Source organism: Candidatus Nitrosocosmicus sp. FF01, assembly GCF_047711275.1.
Classification (GTDB): Archaea; Thermoproteota; Nitrososphaeria; order Nitrososphaerales; family Nitrososphaeraceae; genus Nitrosocosmicus.
On record NZ_JBLNIG010000002.1, the window covers coordinates 541,185 to 558,072 of the forward strand.

Sequence of the window (16,888 nt, forward strand, 5' to 3'; positions counted from 1 at the left end):
TATCACTAGTATGTTATATATGAAATTTGTTTTTTCTCTGATTATTATTTTTAGTTTGTTGTCTAGTCCGTTATTGACTTTTTCTCTTGTTCCAAAAAGTGTTTACGGTGATGGTCTTTTCATGGAAGAGCTGGGTGCATCTTTTGGTGACCGTACCGCTAATTTGTTGATAAAAATGTCACCTCCGGTGGTTACTACAGAGACAATCCAACAGCAAGCTCAAAAACCCGAAATCCAATTTAGACTCTATGAAAATCAGTCGGACCAGAACTTTAAGGAGGTAACATATTTCATTACAATCGAAAAAGATGGAAAAACTTTGTTATCTGACTGGTTCTTTAATCCAAATGGAAATCTGACCATCCAGATGCAACCAAGAAACCAAAGCCAGATTTCAATATATGGAGAGCTCGATCCCATAATGAATGCATACACTACCAGAGGTGATGATCCGGTGGTAGCAGCTGGACCCATATTTTTGGAAGGAGGATTGTATCACTTTATTGTTAGAATATTGACCGTAGACTTTTCCCGCACTATTCTTCCCGATGATCAACAACCCGTATTCGATAGTTGGCTCAGTATTGGAGCAGCTGAAAACGCAATATTGGATGTAAAAGGACAAGAAGTTCCAATTAAGGTCCTGTCATACTACGATGAAATAGGGAATATAACCTACGATCAACAACCTAATTCGATAAACTTTACGATGCCGTTTTCTTATGATCCACAACGAATAGCCGATCCTAGAAACACTGTGTTTATTCATCAGGAAGTGGAAATCCCAAAACCTAGTCCACTGTCTGCGGAAGGTGGTTATCAGGGATTTACTAATGGCAAAGACGTTACAAATGTACTGATGGTTGATGGGAATAATAAAACAAAGGATGTCGTACATTTTATGATCGCTAAACCAGCTGTTGAGCAAATTACAAACGAGTATTTGAAAAATTCTAACACTACTAGTGCTGAGGGCTTAATGACCTTCTCACTAATTCCTTCTAAAAATGGTTCAATGGCAATGGGGGGAGGGGCTATGAATCACACGATGCCTATGGATATGCCAATGTAACAACCATACAGACACTATTCTCCCTCTCTCTCTTATAACGGATGGAAGAGAATGTAACGACTAAGGCCAGTAATTTTCCTATTTTTATTTCTATCAAATCACAATGTCCAGGTTACAGCGCATAACAAAGGATGAATATATTACAAATAACATTTTATATCATGGATTTATTTAAATACTAAATTTGGGTAATCGATATTTCTCCCCTTCTTTTTTGTTTGTTTTATCGACCTTTATCGCTACCTTTATCGTTGCTTTGGTGATTGCAGTTGCAGTCGCAGTCACGTATGTACCTTTTTCTTTAGCTATCTATATACCTCATTTTGAATTATTTTTACCTAACGAAAGATTCTTCGAAATAGCCTATGGACAAGTATATGATGATCTATTTCTCTCAGTTAATCCAGATCCATTTATATCTTCTGAAAGCAATAATCTTCCTCTAATCAATAATTCTAATACCTTTTTTACTAAAGGATTGTTGTCCACCGTATTAACTCCAGATCCAAACTATTTGACCAAAAATATATCTGAATTATTGTCTCAACAACAACAACAACAACAGCAGCGGAGGGATAACCTGAGCAGTTCCCAAAATCAGACTGTTCAGACCGATTTGTTTTATCCTTACCCTAAGCTTGTCTCTGGAACTTGGGTTCTTAATGTATCTAAAGGATTGGTCACCGATTTTCAAGCCAATTTTAAACTACTTCCTGTAAACGGAATTGATAAACACTTTATTGACATCCTGGATTTTCGAAATGCAGATGGTTCTTCTATAACATTCGACCAATTTTCTAGTACTACCATAAACGGGTTTGCAGACATTAAGATCGATAATGAGTTATTTCAGAAAGACTTACCAATGACAATTCAACTCTTTAAAATAAATACTATTGCCATAGATATCAAGGAAGAAGTGGTGTCTAATGTATTTTACAATAATAAATTATTAGGGATTACAGATTCCTTTAGGAATTTCAAAAACGATGAACTATTGATATTTGACGAAGAAAATGACGATGAAATTTGAAATATAGTTACTATGTAAAGTATTACTATAGTAGTCCAATTATTTAATATATCTGAAAGTTGTTATGGTAGAATATGGGAGAAAAAAAGAATAGTGAAAGGATAAAAGATGAAGACGTCATGAATGCCCTTTCTAGCGAAAGCCATGAAATTGAGGCAACAGCAGTCGAAGACAATCTCGATTCAAGGCCTATCCCTACGATGATTGATGATTTAGATATTCAAGATATTCCGGGTATCGGACCTACTACTGCCAAAAAATTGAGAGATGCAGGTATATTAACAGTAATGGATCTTGCAGTTGCATCTTCTGAAGAACTGTCTGTAGAGATCAATTCTTCAAAAGAGAGTGCAGCCGCATTTATTATAGCAGCCCAACAATTGTTGCGTGACTCCAACCTTTTAGATAAAGAATTTGTTACGGCAGATGTAGCACTTGAAAAAAGGAAATCTATGCTGCGTTGTACGACCGGATCAAAAGCTTTGGATAAGCTTTTGCTTGGAGGTATAGAGACCCAGGCTGTTACTGAATTTTATGGTGAGTTTGGATCTGGAAAATCTCAAATTTGTCATACACTTTGTGTTACAGCAAGCCAGCCTGTTGAGAACGGAGGATTTGGAAGTGGCTCAATTTATATCGATACTGAAGGAACATTTAGACCTGAAAGAATTGATCAAATAGCAATCTCGAGAGGACTTGATCCAGCAAGTGTTTTAAAAAGCATTGCTGTTTGTAAAGTATACAATAGCTCTCACCTTGAATTAATCGTTAAGGATCTTGGAAAATACATTAATGATTTCAAAGCAAGGCTAGTTATCATAGATAGTATTATATCATTACATAGGGCAGAATTTGCAGGAAGAGGTACCCTTGCTGATAGACAACAACGACTGAATGGAATGCTACATAAAATAATTCGATTGGCTGAAATATATAACATATCTGTTGTCATAACAAATCAGGTTCAATCTTCACCAGATACATTTTTTGGAGATCCTACAAAAGCCGCTGGAGGAAATGTCCTAGGGCATGCCTCGACATATAGAATATATCTTAGAAAATCAGGTGAAAATAGAACTGCCAAGATGATCGATTCTCCTTATCATCCCTACTCAGATACTAAATTTACGGTGACTGAAAAGGGTGTGGATGACCTGGAAGAAGAAACGAGTTCAAAAAGAGGAAAATAAAAATATCCCATCACCAACAAAATTTTTTTGTTTTTATTAGCACAATTTAGCTCTTGATAATTAAATTAAATTAAATTAGTGACGTATTATCTGTCAATCCGTCAATCTTGCTGTCAATTCCATTCCAATTCAATCCAATCATTTTAAAATCTTAAAATTTTCAGACGATTAATAATTATTATTTTTTAGATCAAAGTCAGATCGTATCCATTAAGTTTTTACATTCCATTGGATGTGTATATCAAAGTACCAGAAGCTAGAGGATATATGATAAATGACGTGTCAAATATTTTCTCTCTCCTTGTGGTTGTCGACATCAGCAGCATGCTCGTACTCCTTATTAGACTCGTTGAGGGTTGTTTTTCGTTTATTACTGTCTTCTTTAGGATCAATAGTAAGCAGGACAACAATGGGGATTAGAATCAAATTATTTTTGCATCTATATGCCTCCATCTCTTTGAAATATGTGTCAATAACTTCTTTGCAATGACGATACTGGCTAATTGAAGCATTCATAATATTGATGAAGTTGAATATATTTTGACAAATCAATCCTAATGTTTGTGTCTGGAAAACTAAACTAGAATGTTCTCTTTCAATCTGATGTAATTGATTATTTCGTTCATTGATGGCTGCCTTTAATCCTCCATAATTCTTTAATTCTTCTCTTAGTTTTTTCCATCCCTTTGTATCTTTATTGCTACTTGCATCAGACTGGACATTTTCATTTCTTGAATCGTCGGATAGAAGATCCGACATAGTTCGACTTTCATTAAATATGCGACTCATTTCAACTATATCTTGCTCAGTTATACCCCTTTTAAAGAGAGACAATAGTGTGGATGCTATCCACGGTTGGGATAAAAGGTTCTGTCTACCTACTTTTACTTGGAAATTCAACGTGTCTAGTTCTTCTCTTTTTTCGTTTACCCTGTCTTCAAATTTGAGCTTGTCATAATAATTATTTTCTACATCCTTTATGAAAAAAGCAACAGGATTTTCACTCCTATCAAAATCCTTTAGAGAATCCCCGAGATGTCTAATTTCTGAAACTGTTAACCATAATTGCTTAAGTTCATTTATTCCAAATTTCATGACATCAAGTTGCTGATACAAGTCCAACTTCATTCTGTGCTTATCTAATATCGACTGACTTGATCTAATGTTTTGATGCAGCTCTGATAATTGATTGTTAAGTGCTTGAATTTGATTTTCGTTAGTCTTGATATCCCATTCTAATCTTTGAAGCTTTCTCGTATAGATGAACAATACTTGTAACATTGTATTCCTTTTCCTTAAAGTCATAGAATACTTTAGTGAATGGTTCTAAATCTTTTCTTAAATCGATGTGACAATCATTTTTCAATATATTTTCAAGGTGTGTAAATGTTTCATGGAATACGAGTATGGACTCTTTTTCTTGCTTCAGGGATGCCACTTCATCTTCTAGTTCCTTTATTTGTTCTTCATGTTTTCTTATCGTATTTCTTGTATTCCTCTCGGTTTGAAGTAATTGTTCCAAATCCCTTTTCTTTACTTCTATAAAATCAGAAACTAAAGATACAGAAGGTATTAAATTATTTTTGTCAATCTGATTAACTATTTCTGAAGAAGTACCTGACGATGTTTTGGCTATTTCCTTTATATAAATACTGGTAATTATTGACTAGTGAAATTTAACAAATCTGTAATCCAAGCGGTTATGATATTTGGACCAATGCCATATTCTTTGCATTTTAGATATATTTCATTAATAAAGAAAGATAAATCGTCTATATCAGAGTCAACAGCCTCATTTTCCTTAACTATATCAAATTTCTTTAATGATTGTAAAATTCTAAACCCTTTGGCACATTGTCTGACATCTACACCTGATTTTCTTATTAGTGTGGTTATTTGGCGTATTTCATCGATATCTGGAATTTGAGTTCTTTTCTTCCATTCATTAATTTTGTTAGAAACCGAACCAGCGGCAGCATTGGTGACCTCTTGTAATTTCATCTCTTGTACATCCCAATACATGATTTAGAATAATTTGTTCTTCTAGATATTTGCTAAGCATGATAGCTCTATAGCATTTCGCAAAGCATAATAGATTTCGTCATTTCCGTCATTTCTATCGTCATTTCCGTCATATTCTAGAGCTATTCCTGGTTGCGCGTGATTACCATACTAAAATTCAGGAGTCCGATGAAAAATATGTAAAGAGTTATAGTGAGTTCAAACAATATTTAAATTTCAAAATCTTTTTTAAGATGTTCAATACAATATATAATACACAGTATTCCTTAGTCAGATACGTTGTGCGTATAAGGTCTTACCTCTTGCGTAGGACCTTATAATGTTGTGGATTTTGTCAAGATGAATGTTTGTAATCTTTTTGCGAATGAAAAATCGGTTGAAATATGTTGATATCATACTACGTCTAAAATTTGGCAATCTCTCCATGGAGGATGAAACCATTCGGATTGTTTGTTTCTTTAATCTTTTTGGTTCAAAGTCTGGAAAGTTTTCTAATAAAATTATTTAAGAGTAAAATTGAGTTCGTAATGCATTATATTACATTTCATGATAAATTCTTTGATTAATAGGTTGACGACTACCCTATTAATCGCCAAAACTAAAGTCTATTCCACTTTCTCTCATTGTATCTTCAACTTCATCCATTATGTCGCGACTGCTGTCGTTGTTGTCATTGTCGTTATTATTATCTTCGTTATCGTTGTTATTACTCTCCTCTTCCTGTTCATCATCATTTCTATTGTTGTCTTCCTCTTCTGTGGTCTCTTCTTCAACTTCCTCTTCCTCTTCAGTGGCTACTTCAGAAGTATCATCTGCTAATGCTGCTGTTGTTGGAGTAGTAGTTCCTGCTGTTTGACCGGGAATAGTACCCCCTACTGTAGTGCAACATACTGGTCCACTTCCTGTATCTTGATTAAATTGTTGAATTTGAGCAACTGGCTGAATAGCATTTGATGCTAGTGTGCTATTACCATTGGTTGAGTTAGAAGCAGACTCTAACATCAGTTCATAGTTTGTCAATTGTGCTTGAGTAAAGTTACTAGCAGTAATATTTACAGAATAATATGCCTGTGAGGGTTGAGGGGGTAATGCTACACTACCAGTAGTACCATTACCAGTACCAGTATTATTACCAGCTGTGCACAGTATATCTTTGAAGTTATCTTGTTATTTCCTTCATTGATACTGGTATAATTACTTGAGAGTGTATATTGCCATGTTGAATAATCGTTATTTCCTTGTATTCCTGTAGGTTGGACATTTTGATAGGGCTTTACGTTATTCACAATAATTGTCACATCACAGTCAGTTGAAGCAGTATCCTTTGAGACTCCATAGATTACTAGTGACTTGTTTGAATTAAGGGGAACCAAGTCACCTTTGTCGGGTGAATTTATCTTTATACCTCCTGCAAGTTTTGAGATGCTAGATGCAGAGGTAGTGGCATCAGCATCAGTATTAGTAGTAGTAGGAGGGGTAGTAGCACTAGGAGAAACAGCTGTCTCTGTATTATTATTATTATTCGTAGTCAAAGTATTGTTCTGTGCTAATACTTGAACACTTGAATTATAATGAATGTTTGATAATAATAAGAGTATCAATAGTCCTGAAAAAATAATCCCAATATTTTTTATCATGATTGAATTTCCCATTTTTCAATATATTAAAGTTTGACAAGATTTTTCTATATGATAAATCCAGATGTATATGTTGGGAATGATGATTGCAATTGATGGATGAACTTACATATACCATAAACTTTAACAATTCCAAAACATCATTATCGTCGTGGTAGAAAATACCGAAGGCAATCAAAAAACTCTGCTAACTTTCTCTAATATCCAATACTTAGTCGAAGGTTTGGATGCGTTACTTCATACGAATCTTGATGGAGACAAAAGAACAAAGGTGATCAAGTTAAGAGATGATCTAACCGATTATATCAATAACTTCTTTAACGATTATTCTTAAATTGGCTTTTGCTTACTAACTAACTAACTAACTAACTGTATCAACTAGTGACTATTAAGATGAGAAAATGAGATTTTGAAAGTAGTAATTACTGGTACGCCCGGTGTAGGCAAACATACAATTGCTGAATCGCTATCAATTGTAATGGGAAATATACCTATTTTAGATATAAACAGGATTATTTTGTCTGAAAATCTATTAACTGCTTCTTCAAAAAAAAACGATAGTAATAATGATAATGAGGTAGACATTCAAAAGTCATATGAATTTTTGACATTTTTACTGTCTGAAGACAAATTTCAAGATTCAATTATAGTAGGTCATCTAGCACCCTATGTTATCACTCCTGATTTAGTTGATTTTGTAGTGGTATTAAGAAGGTCGCCGTATGAACTAAAAAAAATTTATCATGAGAGAAGTTATTCAGAATCCAAAACTAGAGATAACATCAATGCCGAAATTTTAGGTATATTGTCATACGACGCCTCTAAAAATTTTGAGTTCTCAAAGCTCTCCGAATTGGAGAACTCCAATAACTTGATACCTTCATCCGTAGCTCACTGCATATTCAACATGTACTTGAATCCAAAATCGAGGTCCTTTGGGTTTATTGATTGGCTATCCTTGATTCAAAGCGATCCAGAAATGCTAAAATACATAAAATAAACCTCTTTTTAACTGATTTCATATATATATACCTTAAGATACTTATCCTCTTGGATTATGGCTGCTTTAATTTCAAGAAAGTTTGCTGAAGAAAGTGTACAATTTCTAGGAAAAAAAGTTTCAATTGAAACTTCTGACAATAAAACTTATTCAGGCATTTTGACTGGTTTTAATGAAAAATTTGATTTGATATTAGATAATGTTGATTCTCAGCAGATTCAAAAACTAATGATCAATGGTCAATTCGTAAAAGAGGTAAAACTTTTAGAACGACCTTTTGATTTAAAAGCTCTATCCGAAAGATTATCGAGGGTTTTCCCTGGATTAGTTAAGATTCGTGAGGACGTCGGTGCCATCATTGTAATGGATAAAATTAAAGTCACCGAGTCTGGAATCGAAGAAGGTTCTGGCCTCTCTGCAACACGTGTCAAGGCTATTTATGATGAATTCCTTAGGGAGTCAAAGAACTAATCTTGGTATTTGAGGTGAAATGTACTGACCTAGCTGCCCGAATTGGTAAACTGACTACACCCCATGGTTCTTTTGAAACACCGGCATTTATACCAGTAATTCACCCCGTAAAACAGCAATTAAGTCCTAGTTTTTTAAAATCACTTGGATTTGAATGCATAATCACAAATGCGTATATAACTTTCAAATATTATGGTGAAAAAGCCCAAAAACAGGGAATCCATAGAATCGTTAATTATGATGGGCCCATAATGACGGATTCGGGAGGCTATCAAGTTCTTGAGTATGGTAAAGTAAATGTTACACCATCCACAATGGCTCAATTTGAGCTCGATATTGGAAGTGACATACCTGTTCCCTTGGATAAACCCACCGGATATGGCTTACCTTACAATACAGCCAAGTCTTATGTGGAAGAAACGATTTCAAATATTGATGAAACCATAAAAGTAATAAAAAGCAACAACGGAGCTGGCACAAATTATGACGATAACAATAATGGACTTGATGTTGATAATTCGTTATCTTCAAAGGGAGAGTTATGGACAGGAACAATTCAGGGTGCAGAACACTTTGATCTGGTAAGATATTCTTCCTCTATTTTAGATAAGAAGGGATTTTCATTTTTCGCAATAGGTAGTCCTGTCGAACTTATGGAAGCTTATGAATTTTCAATATTGGCTCAACTAATAGAAGCTACCAAATCCTCCATTCCAAACAAACCTATTCATTTATTCGGTGCAGGCCATCCTCTTACAATACCACTTGCAGTTGCATTGGGTTGTGATACATTTGATTCTGCATCATATATTTTGTATGCAAAAGCCAATAGATACATGAGCTCTTCAGGAACATTGAGACTGGAAGATCTTTCATATTTGCCATGCTGCTGTCCGGTTTGTTCTCATTTTACAGTTAAAGAATTAAACGATGAAGAAACTAATAGTCGAACCATTAATCTTGCCAAACACAATTTGTTTATTCTAAAACAAGAAATGGCTGCGGTAAAACAGGCCATTTATGATGGTCGTTTGTGGGAATATATACTACAAAAAGCACGATCTCATCCAAAATTGATGGATGCAATTCATACCATGAAAAACTTTGATTATATTCAACAAAATACTCCTATATTCAAGCATAAAGCGATTTACTTGTTTGAACCCTTAGATCAATTCAGACCCGAATTAGTGAATTTTAGAAAAATGTTGATAAATAATTATAGATCACCGCCAAACACTGATTCTCTATTGCTTTATCCTGATCAAGGAATAAGACCGTTTTATTCCTCCTCCATATTAAAAAAACTTTCCAACTCTTATCCTGATGCCTCCATTTGTCTGTACAATCCATTCTTTGGCCTGATTCCAGTTGAGATTTCAGACATTTATCCGGCTTCTCATAACATTTTTATAAAAAACTTTGACGAGTACTCTCCTAGAGATTATCCTCAATTCTTAAAATTGATTAATTCGTTCTTGAAAAAAAATGATAAATTCAGGTCGATTCATATAATAGCAAACAAGTTCATGAAGGGGTTAATTCCTTATATAAAGACCGTAGAAGAAACTGAGGTCAAAATCGAAGATTTTAGAGGTTTTAATTTAAAATAATTACAAAAATTAAATTGATTTTGTTAGAATTTAGCGCCGACGCTATCTTTGACTTCTTTTGACAACTCCTTGTATCCTTCCTTATCTATTATCACGGCATTTATGCTATCACCGGTTCCAGCATTTCTTCTAATAGCTGCAGCGATGGCCTGGATTGCTACCTTGTAGGCCTCATTTACGCTCATCCCTTCTTTGTATTCAGATTCTAGATAACCATAGGCCACAGGAGAACCACTTCCTGTAGAAATAAACTTTTCCGTTGTCATAGAACCAAATAGATCAATGTTATAGATTTGTCCTTTTTGTTGGCGAAAATCAAATCCGCCCATGATGATTTGAACATAAAATGGAAAATATCTTTGATTAAATAGAATATTAGAACAAAGTCTTGCAGCAGAGCTAACTGGAATTGGCTCCCTCTTGGATAACCTGTAAATATTTGAATTATATCTCATTGTATCGACGAGATTTTGAGCATCTGCAACACCACCTGCTATTGTCATACCTAAGTGATTATCGACCTTTTGTATTTTCATTACATGTCTGTCTGCAATAAATAGTCCTGCACTTGCTCGAGTATCAGCAGCTAATACTACACCATCATTACATGTTAGAGCACAAGTAGTAGTTCCCTTCTTAATTTGATCTAAAATTTGTTGAGGATATCGATCATCATTAATGTGCATTTATATCAACTTCTAAAAGACTACATTTAAGCATTGTCAATTCACATTCAATTACAAAATAATTATTATATCTCTTTTGTTGTTATATATTTTATATTTGGCTCAAACTTTGTATGATAAGATCTGGGATGATCATGTAGTATACTCTGATGAAAATAATGATTTGTCTCTTTTATACATTGATAGACATTACATACATGAGGTAACTTCACCGCAGGCTTTTGATGGCCTTCGTATTAACAATAGGAAAGTGAGAAGACCCGATCTTACTTTCGCTACGGTAGATCATAACGTTCCTACCACAGACAGATCTTTGCCAATTGTAGATCAAATTTCTTCATTGCAGATAAAAGCATTGGAAAATAATTGCAAAGAATTCGGTATATCCCTTTTTGATATGAATGACAAGTATCAGGGTATAGTTCATGTGATTGGTCCGGAATTAGGATTGACACTTCCCGGTAGTACGATTGTGTGTGGAGATAGTCATACTTCAACTCATGGAGCATTTGGATCTTTGGCTTTTGGTATAGGAACCAGCGAAGTCGAACATGTGTTGGCCACCCAATGTTTGTGGATGAAAAAATCCAAGAATTTTGAGATTGTTTTGAATGGTGGTTTAAAAAATAATAGTAATATCTCTTCAAAGGATGTGATCTTAAACATAATTAGACAAATAGGTACATCTGGTGGTTCGGGCTCAGTGATTGAATACAAGGGAGATTATATTTCCTCTCTTTCTATGGAAAAACGCATGACCATTTGTAACATGTCTATTGAGGGAGGAGCCAGAGCGGGTCTTGTTGCACCGGACGATACTACCTTTAATTATTTAAGAGGTAGGATCTTTTCACCCCGGAATGAATCATTTGAACGCATGATACATGATTGGAAAGGTCTGAGATCAGACAACGGAGCAAAATATGATAGAACCTTTTCTATCAATATAGATAATCTTGCTCCACAAGTTACTTGGGGTATTAATCCTGCAATGACTGTTGATGTCGATTCGGTCATTCCTACTCCAGACGAGTATTCTAAAGGAAACGATGAGGAAAAGAAATCTGCTATTAAAGCTCTCAAATATATGGATTTAGAACCTGGAATACCAATTACAGATATTTCAATTGATAGAGTATTCATTGGTTCATGCACTAATGCAAGACTAGAGGATTTGATGGAAGCATCAGAGGCTGTGAAGGGAAAAAAGGTATCAGATAGTGTTAAAGCTATGGTCGTTCCTGGATCTCAGCAAGTAAAACATGCCGCAGAAAAATTGGGATTGGATAAGATATTTACCAATGCTGGTTTTGAGTGGAGAGAACCTGGATGTAGTATGTGTTTAGGAATGAATCCTGATATACTTAAAGCAGGAGAAAGATGCGCTAGCACTTCTAATAGAAATTTTGAGGGGCGTCAAGGAACTGGCGGTCGGACTCATCTTGTCAGTCCAATAATGGCCGCAGCAGCGGCAATAGCTGGTAAATTTGTTGATGTAAGGGAGTGGGTTTAGCTCAATCTTATTTGTAAAGGATATACAGAGTAAAGTAGAGGTGTATTTTGATGGAACCATTTAGAAATCTTGCTAGTAAAGTTGTGCCACTGGATATAGCTAATATCGATACCGATCAGATTATTCCTAAACAATTCTTGAAACTTTTGGGCAAAACAGGATATGGCCAATATTTATTTTTTAATTGGCGTTATGATGAGAATGGAAATCCAACAGAGAATTTTGTATTAAATTTACCAAAGTTTAAGGGAAGACAAATACTTTTGACACGTGAAAATTTTGGAATAGGCAGCTCGAGAGAGCATGCCGTTTGGGCTCTTAAAGATTACGGGTTCAAAGTTGTTATTGGAGTTTCTTTTGCGGATATTTTTTATAATAATTGCACTAAAAATGGGGTCTTGGTTATCAAATTGGATAAAAATACGATTGACGATTTTTTTTCTACCAAGACAGACGATGACTTTGAAATAGATTTAGCTCAACAACAAATAAGGATAAATTCGACCATCTATTCGTTTGAAATAGATCCAACTATTAAAAATTCATTGGAAAGTGGAATTGATGAAATATCAAAGACTCTGCAGTTAGAAAGCCGTATTAAAAAGTATGAAGACAAAAAGAATCTTACCGTTCAGCCTAATACAATATTATAAACATTTAGGTAAATTGTTATCATAAATAATATGATAATATTTGCATGACGAAAATTTAAGGCTGAAACCTAATTAAATTTACTATTATACCAATTGAAGAGTTTCTTATAAGATATAAAATACTGCTTTTAAGATATGAAAATAGTTACACTAAATTTGTATGTATTTTTTGTCCTAACAGCTGTTCTAGTTACCGGAAGCTTGGTTACGTCACAAACAACATTTTCATCCGCTCAAATTGTTGATCCCAAAAATGTGTATTCAATTTCAAAGTCAAACTATGCACATTCAGTAGATACGTTTGTTTGGTCCTCACCTTCGACCTCCTCTTCCTTCTCTTCTTCTACTACCATCCCCCCTACTATTGCCAACGCAGCAACTTCCTCTTCTATTAATGCTGAAATGTCTGATGTCCTAACTGCAAGCTTTACTAATATTATAGATACGCAAATTTACACTGGTTTAGACCGGTTAACCAACTAACCGGTAATAATCTTCTGTTTTATTAGTTTGTCAATTTGATATTCTTGAGCACCCTATCAAAGACAATAACATATTTGTCATATTGGTCTTGTTCTGCTAGAAGTGAAAATATGTAAATACCACTGTTAGTGGTCAAAAATACTTGTTTAGTTTTAAATAACAACCCGGCGTCGGCAAAGCTGTATACTATACTCTCAGCCGAAATCTTGGAATTATCTAAAATTATGGAAGACATGTTTTCAAACCTAAAATTGTCGTATTGATTTCCTAATTTTTCCACAATATCTTGTGTATCAACACCATCTTCCATGGATATATTATTTGTAGGTCTCTGAACACTTAGGACGATATTTTCTTGAAATAAATCACTAGGATTTTCTTTTGGGGAAAGAAATACAATATTATTAGTAGTCTGATTAACTTGCCTTGTTTTATCTTCTATGATTTGCCATCCAGTGGGAATTTTGGTATTTAGGTTACTTCCATCGCTATTATTGCTGGTGTAATTGATCCAACCTGTTTCTTGCGAAACTGTTTCTTGAGCAAATGCAGAATTGTTAAAGTAAATAAAGGAAAAATCAATCTTAGTACTTTCTGAATTTGGATTTTCAATCATATTGACAAACATGAGAATAATTAGAAAACAAGGAAAGAAAATAATAATCGCTAAATTGGCTTTCCCTAGCATCTGCATAATACAACTATTATTCTATTATAATTAGTATTTTATTACGTTTCTACTGGATATTTCTTATATTATCATAATCAATAGGTTCATATGATAATCTACTCCTGTTCTAAGTTATTTGGGTATTTTCCGATATGACTTGTATAAAAGTCCTAATGTGGGTATTTTTGCTAAATCTAACGACAAGTTGGTACTACTTCCCCATGGGTATGCTGAAACAAAGCTGAAAAAAATTACAGAAATCCTGGAATCAGAACCTCTTTTCGTTTCTATAGCAGGAAACAGGATAATAGGTCCTATGGTGGTTTTAAATAATACTGGGATGATACTCCCCTCTACAGCATCAGATGATGAACTCATTTATCTAAAAAGCATTACAGGATTAAATGTAGCGAAGCTTGATTCGAAATACACTGCTGTAGGCAATCTTATTTCAGCTAATGATAATGGGGCAATAGTGTCTCCATTGTTTAAAAATGAGCTTGATAAGCAGATCGGTGATGTTTTAGGAGTTGAAGCTCATACTATGTCAGTAGCCGATTTTAATCAAACTGGCTCAATAATTGTAGCTACAAATACCGGTGCTGCCGTACATCCCAAGGCTACAGAAGAAGAAATTAAAATTATCTCATCTGTACTAAAAGTGGAGGTCGAACCTTTAACCATAAATGGTGGAATTCCGTATTTATCATCGGGAATAGTTTGGAATTCAAAATCTCTGATTGTAGGGAGTTTAACAACAGGACCAGAATTGATAATGCTTAGTCGAGCCTTTAAAATGTAGGTTATATAGATTTCAAATACTATAGTTCAATTTAGTCTCAAGAATATCAAGATTTATATCCAAAAATCTTTTGCGTGTTTTAATCACGTGACTATTTAATAAGAATGTGATAACCTCATACTGATCGACTATCATATAAGTAACAAATAACATATACTTTCTTTTCATTCGTATTGTATTGCAGTAAAGTTGTAATTTGAGAAATAAAGAGAAAATTTGGTAATATTCTCCTTCAATTATTTTTCTAAGGGTTGAATTTTTTTATAGTTTTGAGAATATTTTTTGAAGCCTTTCTAATCCCTTTCAATTCTTTTAGAACTTGTTTCTCATAATAGGATAGTTGCTCATTATCTTTGTCATCTTTCTTTAGCTTATCTAGCTTCAGAGGCAAGATGCTATCACCTTTATTCTTTGTAGAACCAGAAGCATCATCTTTGTTATCTTTTTTGGTTTTTGAATTATTGGTTTTAGGTGCAGTGGAAGCTGTTAGATTTGCAGTTGATTTTGAAGCTGTTGACTCTATTGGTGAAGCCTTTTTGGTATTCTTTGTAGAACCAGAAGCATCATCTTTGTTATCTTTTTTGGTTTTTGAATCTGTTGACCTTTTGGTACTATTACTATTGCTTATCATGATAACTGTATCTTATGTTCATAATAAATATCTTAATTATTGTCATTTCATTTATCCCGAAATTGACAGACAGTTATAGACAATAAACGATAATTACACTTTGCATATTAAAATTATCGCTAAAAATGAGAAACAAATTTTCTTAATATCGACTCTGTTAGAAATCCTGGAACCTACTGGAATTTTCGCGAATAATTAGGAACAATACATAGGTTGGAATTGTTTTTGTCAATACCTGATAGAGTGGAGTAGAAAATATTAATCGTCGGCTATTATCAAAATGAATCGGATTTATTTGATCGCTTTAAAGTTGTTGCATAATGGCATTACACTAACAAATATGAAAGATTGTGATCCTAATATTACACTGACATTCACTTAGACTATATACAAAATGACTATTAGAACTACACAAGTACACTAAACATGAATCCTCAAGATATCATGAATTGTAACACGGATGAGCTAACTAGATTAAAAGACAGTTATAAATATATTAATTCAAACTATGAAACTTTTAAAAAATACTATAAGAATCAATTTGTCGCAGTCAAAGATACCGAATATTTTGACAACGACAGTAACTTGGAGAAGTTAGTTGAAAGGATAACACTTAGTAACACTAACAAACTAATAGCAATAGAATTTATCCATCCATAAAATCATACCAAAAACAATTTCAACTACTAAAAGCTGACTCTTCAGATTTCACTAGTCATTTCTTTGGCTGGGTAAGTCATTAACTTTGGGCATAATAAACAGTTAAAAAAAGATTTTATTATCTATAAATACTAGATGATTGACGATCTATTTCTAAATTTGAATGGTAGGTATCACTATACACTACTTCATCTCTAGGAATTTCGATTTCCTTTACCGTAACAGTTAATGGTGTTAAATCTATAACATATTTTCTATTGCAGTTAATGTTATAAACTGACGTATATTCAAACTTGCCAGTCTTTTCAAATCTTATCTCATGCCCATGGATATCTATAAAAGTTTCATTCAGAATTTCTGATGCTTTTAAACGTAATCCGTCAATCATTTTTCTCATTTTGTCGTTAAATTTATATCTAAACTATACTTATTATTTTATTTCAATATAGATCTCGTAGAACATGATGATACCAAGATCAATATTTCTATTTGTTTATATGTTGATGTTCTGAAAGGAATTATAACCATATTTGGTACCAATTTCAAATTAATCAAAAAAACATATGAAGATTAAAATTAAATTTTTGTCATCATCAAGCCTGTAATTTAGTTGATTCCTAGATATCAAATATACGGCTTCAGCGCGATGATTACAAGCTTAGTAACACGGTTTTGATGAATACTATTATATCCTATGATTAACTGATATAGAGATTTAATTGAGTGGAAATATCCACAAAAAGCTTTTCTAA

The 16,888-nt window shown here is 33.7% G+C and carries 21 protein-coding genes; 12 read left to right on the plus strand and 9 right to left on the minus strand.

Going from position 1 to position 16,888, the window contains the following annotated elements:
* The first annotated feature begins 73 nt into the window (after positions 1-73).
* From ACMT7R_RS08275 to radA, 3 genes are all read left to right on the plus strand, one after another.
* Positions 74-1,072 carry a hypothetical protein gene (locus tag ACMT7R_RS08275; RefSeq protein WP_415311140.1) on the plus strand — a complete coding sequence of 333 codons (999 nt, stop codon included), beginning with the start codon at positions 74-76 and terminating at the stop codon, positions 1,070-1,072.
* 184 nt (positions 1,073-1,256) lie between these two features.
* Positions 1,257-2,105, plus strand: coding sequence for a hypothetical protein (locus ACMT7R_RS08280; RefSeq protein WP_415311141.1), 849 nt, complete (start codon positions 1,257-1,259; stop codon positions 2,103-2,105).
* Positions 2,106-2,179: 74 nt separating this feature from the next.
* Positions 2,180-3,295, plus strand: coding sequence for a DNA repair and recombination protein RadA (gene radA / locus ACMT7R_RS08285; RefSeq protein ID WP_415311143.1), 1,116 nt, complete (start codon positions 2,180-2,182; stop codon positions 3,293-3,295).
* Positions 3,296-3,577: 282 nt separating this feature from the next.
* Here the strand turns inward: radA and ACMT7R_RS08290 are convergent, their stop codons facing one another.
* The 5 genes from ACMT7R_RS08290 to ACMT7R_RS08310 form a co-directional block, all read right to left on the minus strand.
* Positions 3,578-4,576: a hypothetical protein gene (locus ACMT7R_RS08290; protein WP_415311144.1), complete on the minus strand. Its 999-nt coding sequence runs from the start codon at positions 4,574-4,576 to the stop codon at positions 3,578-3,580.
* Complete coding sequence (locus tag ACMT7R_RS08295; protein ID WP_415311145.1) at positions 4,512-4,817, minus strand: hypothetical protein; 306 nt, start codon at positions 4,815-4,817, stop codon at positions 4,512-4,514. The genes ACMT7R_RS08290 and ACMT7R_RS08295 overlap by 65 nt, the downstream gene beginning before the upstream one ends.
* Positions 4,818-4,954: 137 nt before the next feature.
* The gene (locus tag ACMT7R_RS08300; protein WP_415311146.1) at positions 4,955-5,296 is read right to left on the minus strand and encodes a hypothetical protein; all 342 of its coding nucleotides are present in this window, start codon (positions 5,294-5,296) and stop codon (positions 4,955-4,957) included.
* Between the two features lie 606 nt (positions 5,297-5,902).
* Positions 5,903-6,337 carry a hypothetical protein gene (locus ACMT7R_RS08305; RefSeq protein ID WP_415311148.1) on the minus strand — a complete coding sequence of 145 codons (435 nt, stop codon included), beginning with the start codon at positions 6,335-6,337 and terminating at the stop codon, positions 5,903-5,905.
* A 71-nt stretch (positions 6,338-6,408) separates the two neighbouring features.
* The gene (locus ACMT7R_RS08310) at positions 6,409-6,954 is read right to left on the minus strand and encodes a hypothetical protein (RefSeq protein WP_415311150.1); all 546 of its coding nucleotides are present in this window, start codon (positions 6,952-6,954) and stop codon (positions 6,409-6,411) included.
* A gap of 151 nt (positions 6,955-7,105) precedes the next feature.
* On the opposite strand from ACMT7R_RS08310, the gene ACMT7R_RS08315 reads away from it, so the two are divergent.
* The 4 genes from ACMT7R_RS08315 to ACMT7R_RS08330 all read left to right on the plus strand — a co-directional run bounded on the left by ACMT7R_RS08315 (position 7,106) and on the right by ACMT7R_RS08330 (position 10,038).
* The gene (locus ACMT7R_RS08315; protein WP_415311152.1) at positions 7,106-7,288 is read left to right on the plus strand and encodes a hypothetical protein; all 183 of its coding nucleotides are present in this window, start codon (positions 7,106-7,108) and stop codon (positions 7,286-7,288) included.
* A gap of 75 nt (positions 7,289-7,363) precedes the next feature.
* Positions 7,364-7,954 (plus strand): adenylate kinase family protein, encoded by a 591-nt coding sequence (locus ACMT7R_RS08320; protein ID WP_415311154.1) that lies wholly within the window; start codon positions 7,364-7,366, stop codon positions 7,952-7,954.
* Between the two features lie 57 nt (positions 7,955-8,011).
* Positions 8,012-8,425, plus strand: a complete 414-nt coding sequence (locus ACMT7R_RS08325) for an Lsm family RNA-binding protein (protein ID WP_148687820.1) — start codon at positions 8,012-8,014, stop codon at positions 8,423-8,425.
* Between the two features lie 14 nt (positions 8,426-8,439).
* Entirely contained in the window at positions 8,440-10,038 is a 1,599-nt protein-coding gene (locus ACMT7R_RS08330) for a tRNA-ribosyltransferase family protein (protein WP_415311155.1), read from the plus strand.
* Positions 10,039-10,061: 23 nt separating this feature from the next.
* Here ACMT7R_RS08330 and ACMT7R_RS08335 read toward each other — a convergent pair whose 3' ends face one another.
* Complete coding sequence (locus ACMT7R_RS08335) at positions 10,062-10,724, minus strand: proteasome subunit beta (RefSeq protein ID WP_415311156.1); 663 nt, start codon at positions 10,722-10,724, stop codon at positions 10,062-10,064.
* A 97-nt stretch (positions 10,725-10,821) separates the two neighbouring features.
* Between ACMT7R_RS08335 and leuC the strand changes: the two genes are divergently transcribed.
* The 3 genes from leuC (at position 10,822) to ACMT7R_RS08350 (ending at position 13,373) form a co-directional block, all read left to right on the plus strand.
* A complete protein-coding gene (gene leuC / locus ACMT7R_RS08340; protein ID WP_415311157.1) occupies positions 10,822-12,237 on the plus strand; it encodes a 3-isopropylmalate dehydratase large subunit in 1,416 nt (471 codons plus the stop codon).
* A gap of 50 nt (positions 12,238-12,287) precedes the next feature.
* Entirely contained in the window at positions 12,288-12,890 is a 603-nt protein-coding gene (leuD, locus tag ACMT7R_RS08345; protein ID WP_415311159.1) for a 3-isopropylmalate dehydratase small subunit, read from the plus strand.
* A gap of 135 nt (positions 12,891-13,025) precedes the next feature.
* Positions 13,026-13,373: a hypothetical protein gene (locus ACMT7R_RS08350; protein ID WP_415311160.1), complete on the plus strand. Its 348-nt coding sequence runs from the start codon at positions 13,026-13,028 to the stop codon at positions 13,371-13,373.
* Between the two features lie 22 nt (positions 13,374-13,395).
* Here ACMT7R_RS08350 and ACMT7R_RS08355 read toward each other — a convergent pair whose 3' ends face one another.
* On the minus strand, positions 13,396-13,989 hold the full coding sequence (locus ACMT7R_RS08355) for a hypothetical protein (RefSeq protein WP_415311162.1): 594 nt from the start codon (positions 13,987-13,989) through the stop codon (positions 13,396-13,398).
* 190 nt (positions 13,990-14,179) lie between these two features.
* Between ACMT7R_RS08355 and ACMT7R_RS08360 the strand changes: the two genes are divergently transcribed.
* Complete coding sequence (locus ACMT7R_RS08360) at positions 14,180-14,845, plus strand: translation initiation factor IF-6 (RefSeq protein WP_415311164.1); 666 nt, start codon at positions 14,180-14,182, stop codon at positions 14,843-14,845.
* Between the two features lie 244 nt (positions 14,846-15,089).
* Here the strand turns inward: ACMT7R_RS08360 and ACMT7R_RS08365 are convergent, their stop codons facing one another.
* On the minus strand, positions 15,090-15,476 hold the full coding sequence (locus tag ACMT7R_RS08365; protein ID WP_415311166.1) for a hypothetical protein: 387 nt from the start codon (positions 15,474-15,476) through the stop codon (positions 15,090-15,092).
* A 444-nt stretch (positions 15,477-15,920) separates the two neighbouring features.
* On the opposite strand from ACMT7R_RS08365, the gene ACMT7R_RS08370 reads away from it, so the two are divergent.
* A complete protein-coding gene (locus ACMT7R_RS08370) occupies positions 15,921-16,136 on the plus strand; it encodes a hypothetical protein (protein ID WP_415311167.1) in 216 nt (71 codons plus the stop codon).
* Between the two features lie 118 nt (positions 16,137-16,254).
* Here ACMT7R_RS08370 and ACMT7R_RS08375 read toward each other — a convergent pair whose 3' ends face one another.
* Positions 16,255-16,524 (minus strand): hypothetical protein, encoded by a 270-nt coding sequence (locus ACMT7R_RS08375; protein ID WP_415311169.1) that lies wholly within the window; start codon positions 16,522-16,524, stop codon positions 16,255-16,257.
* Between the last annotated feature and the right edge of the window lie 364 nt (positions 16,525-16,888).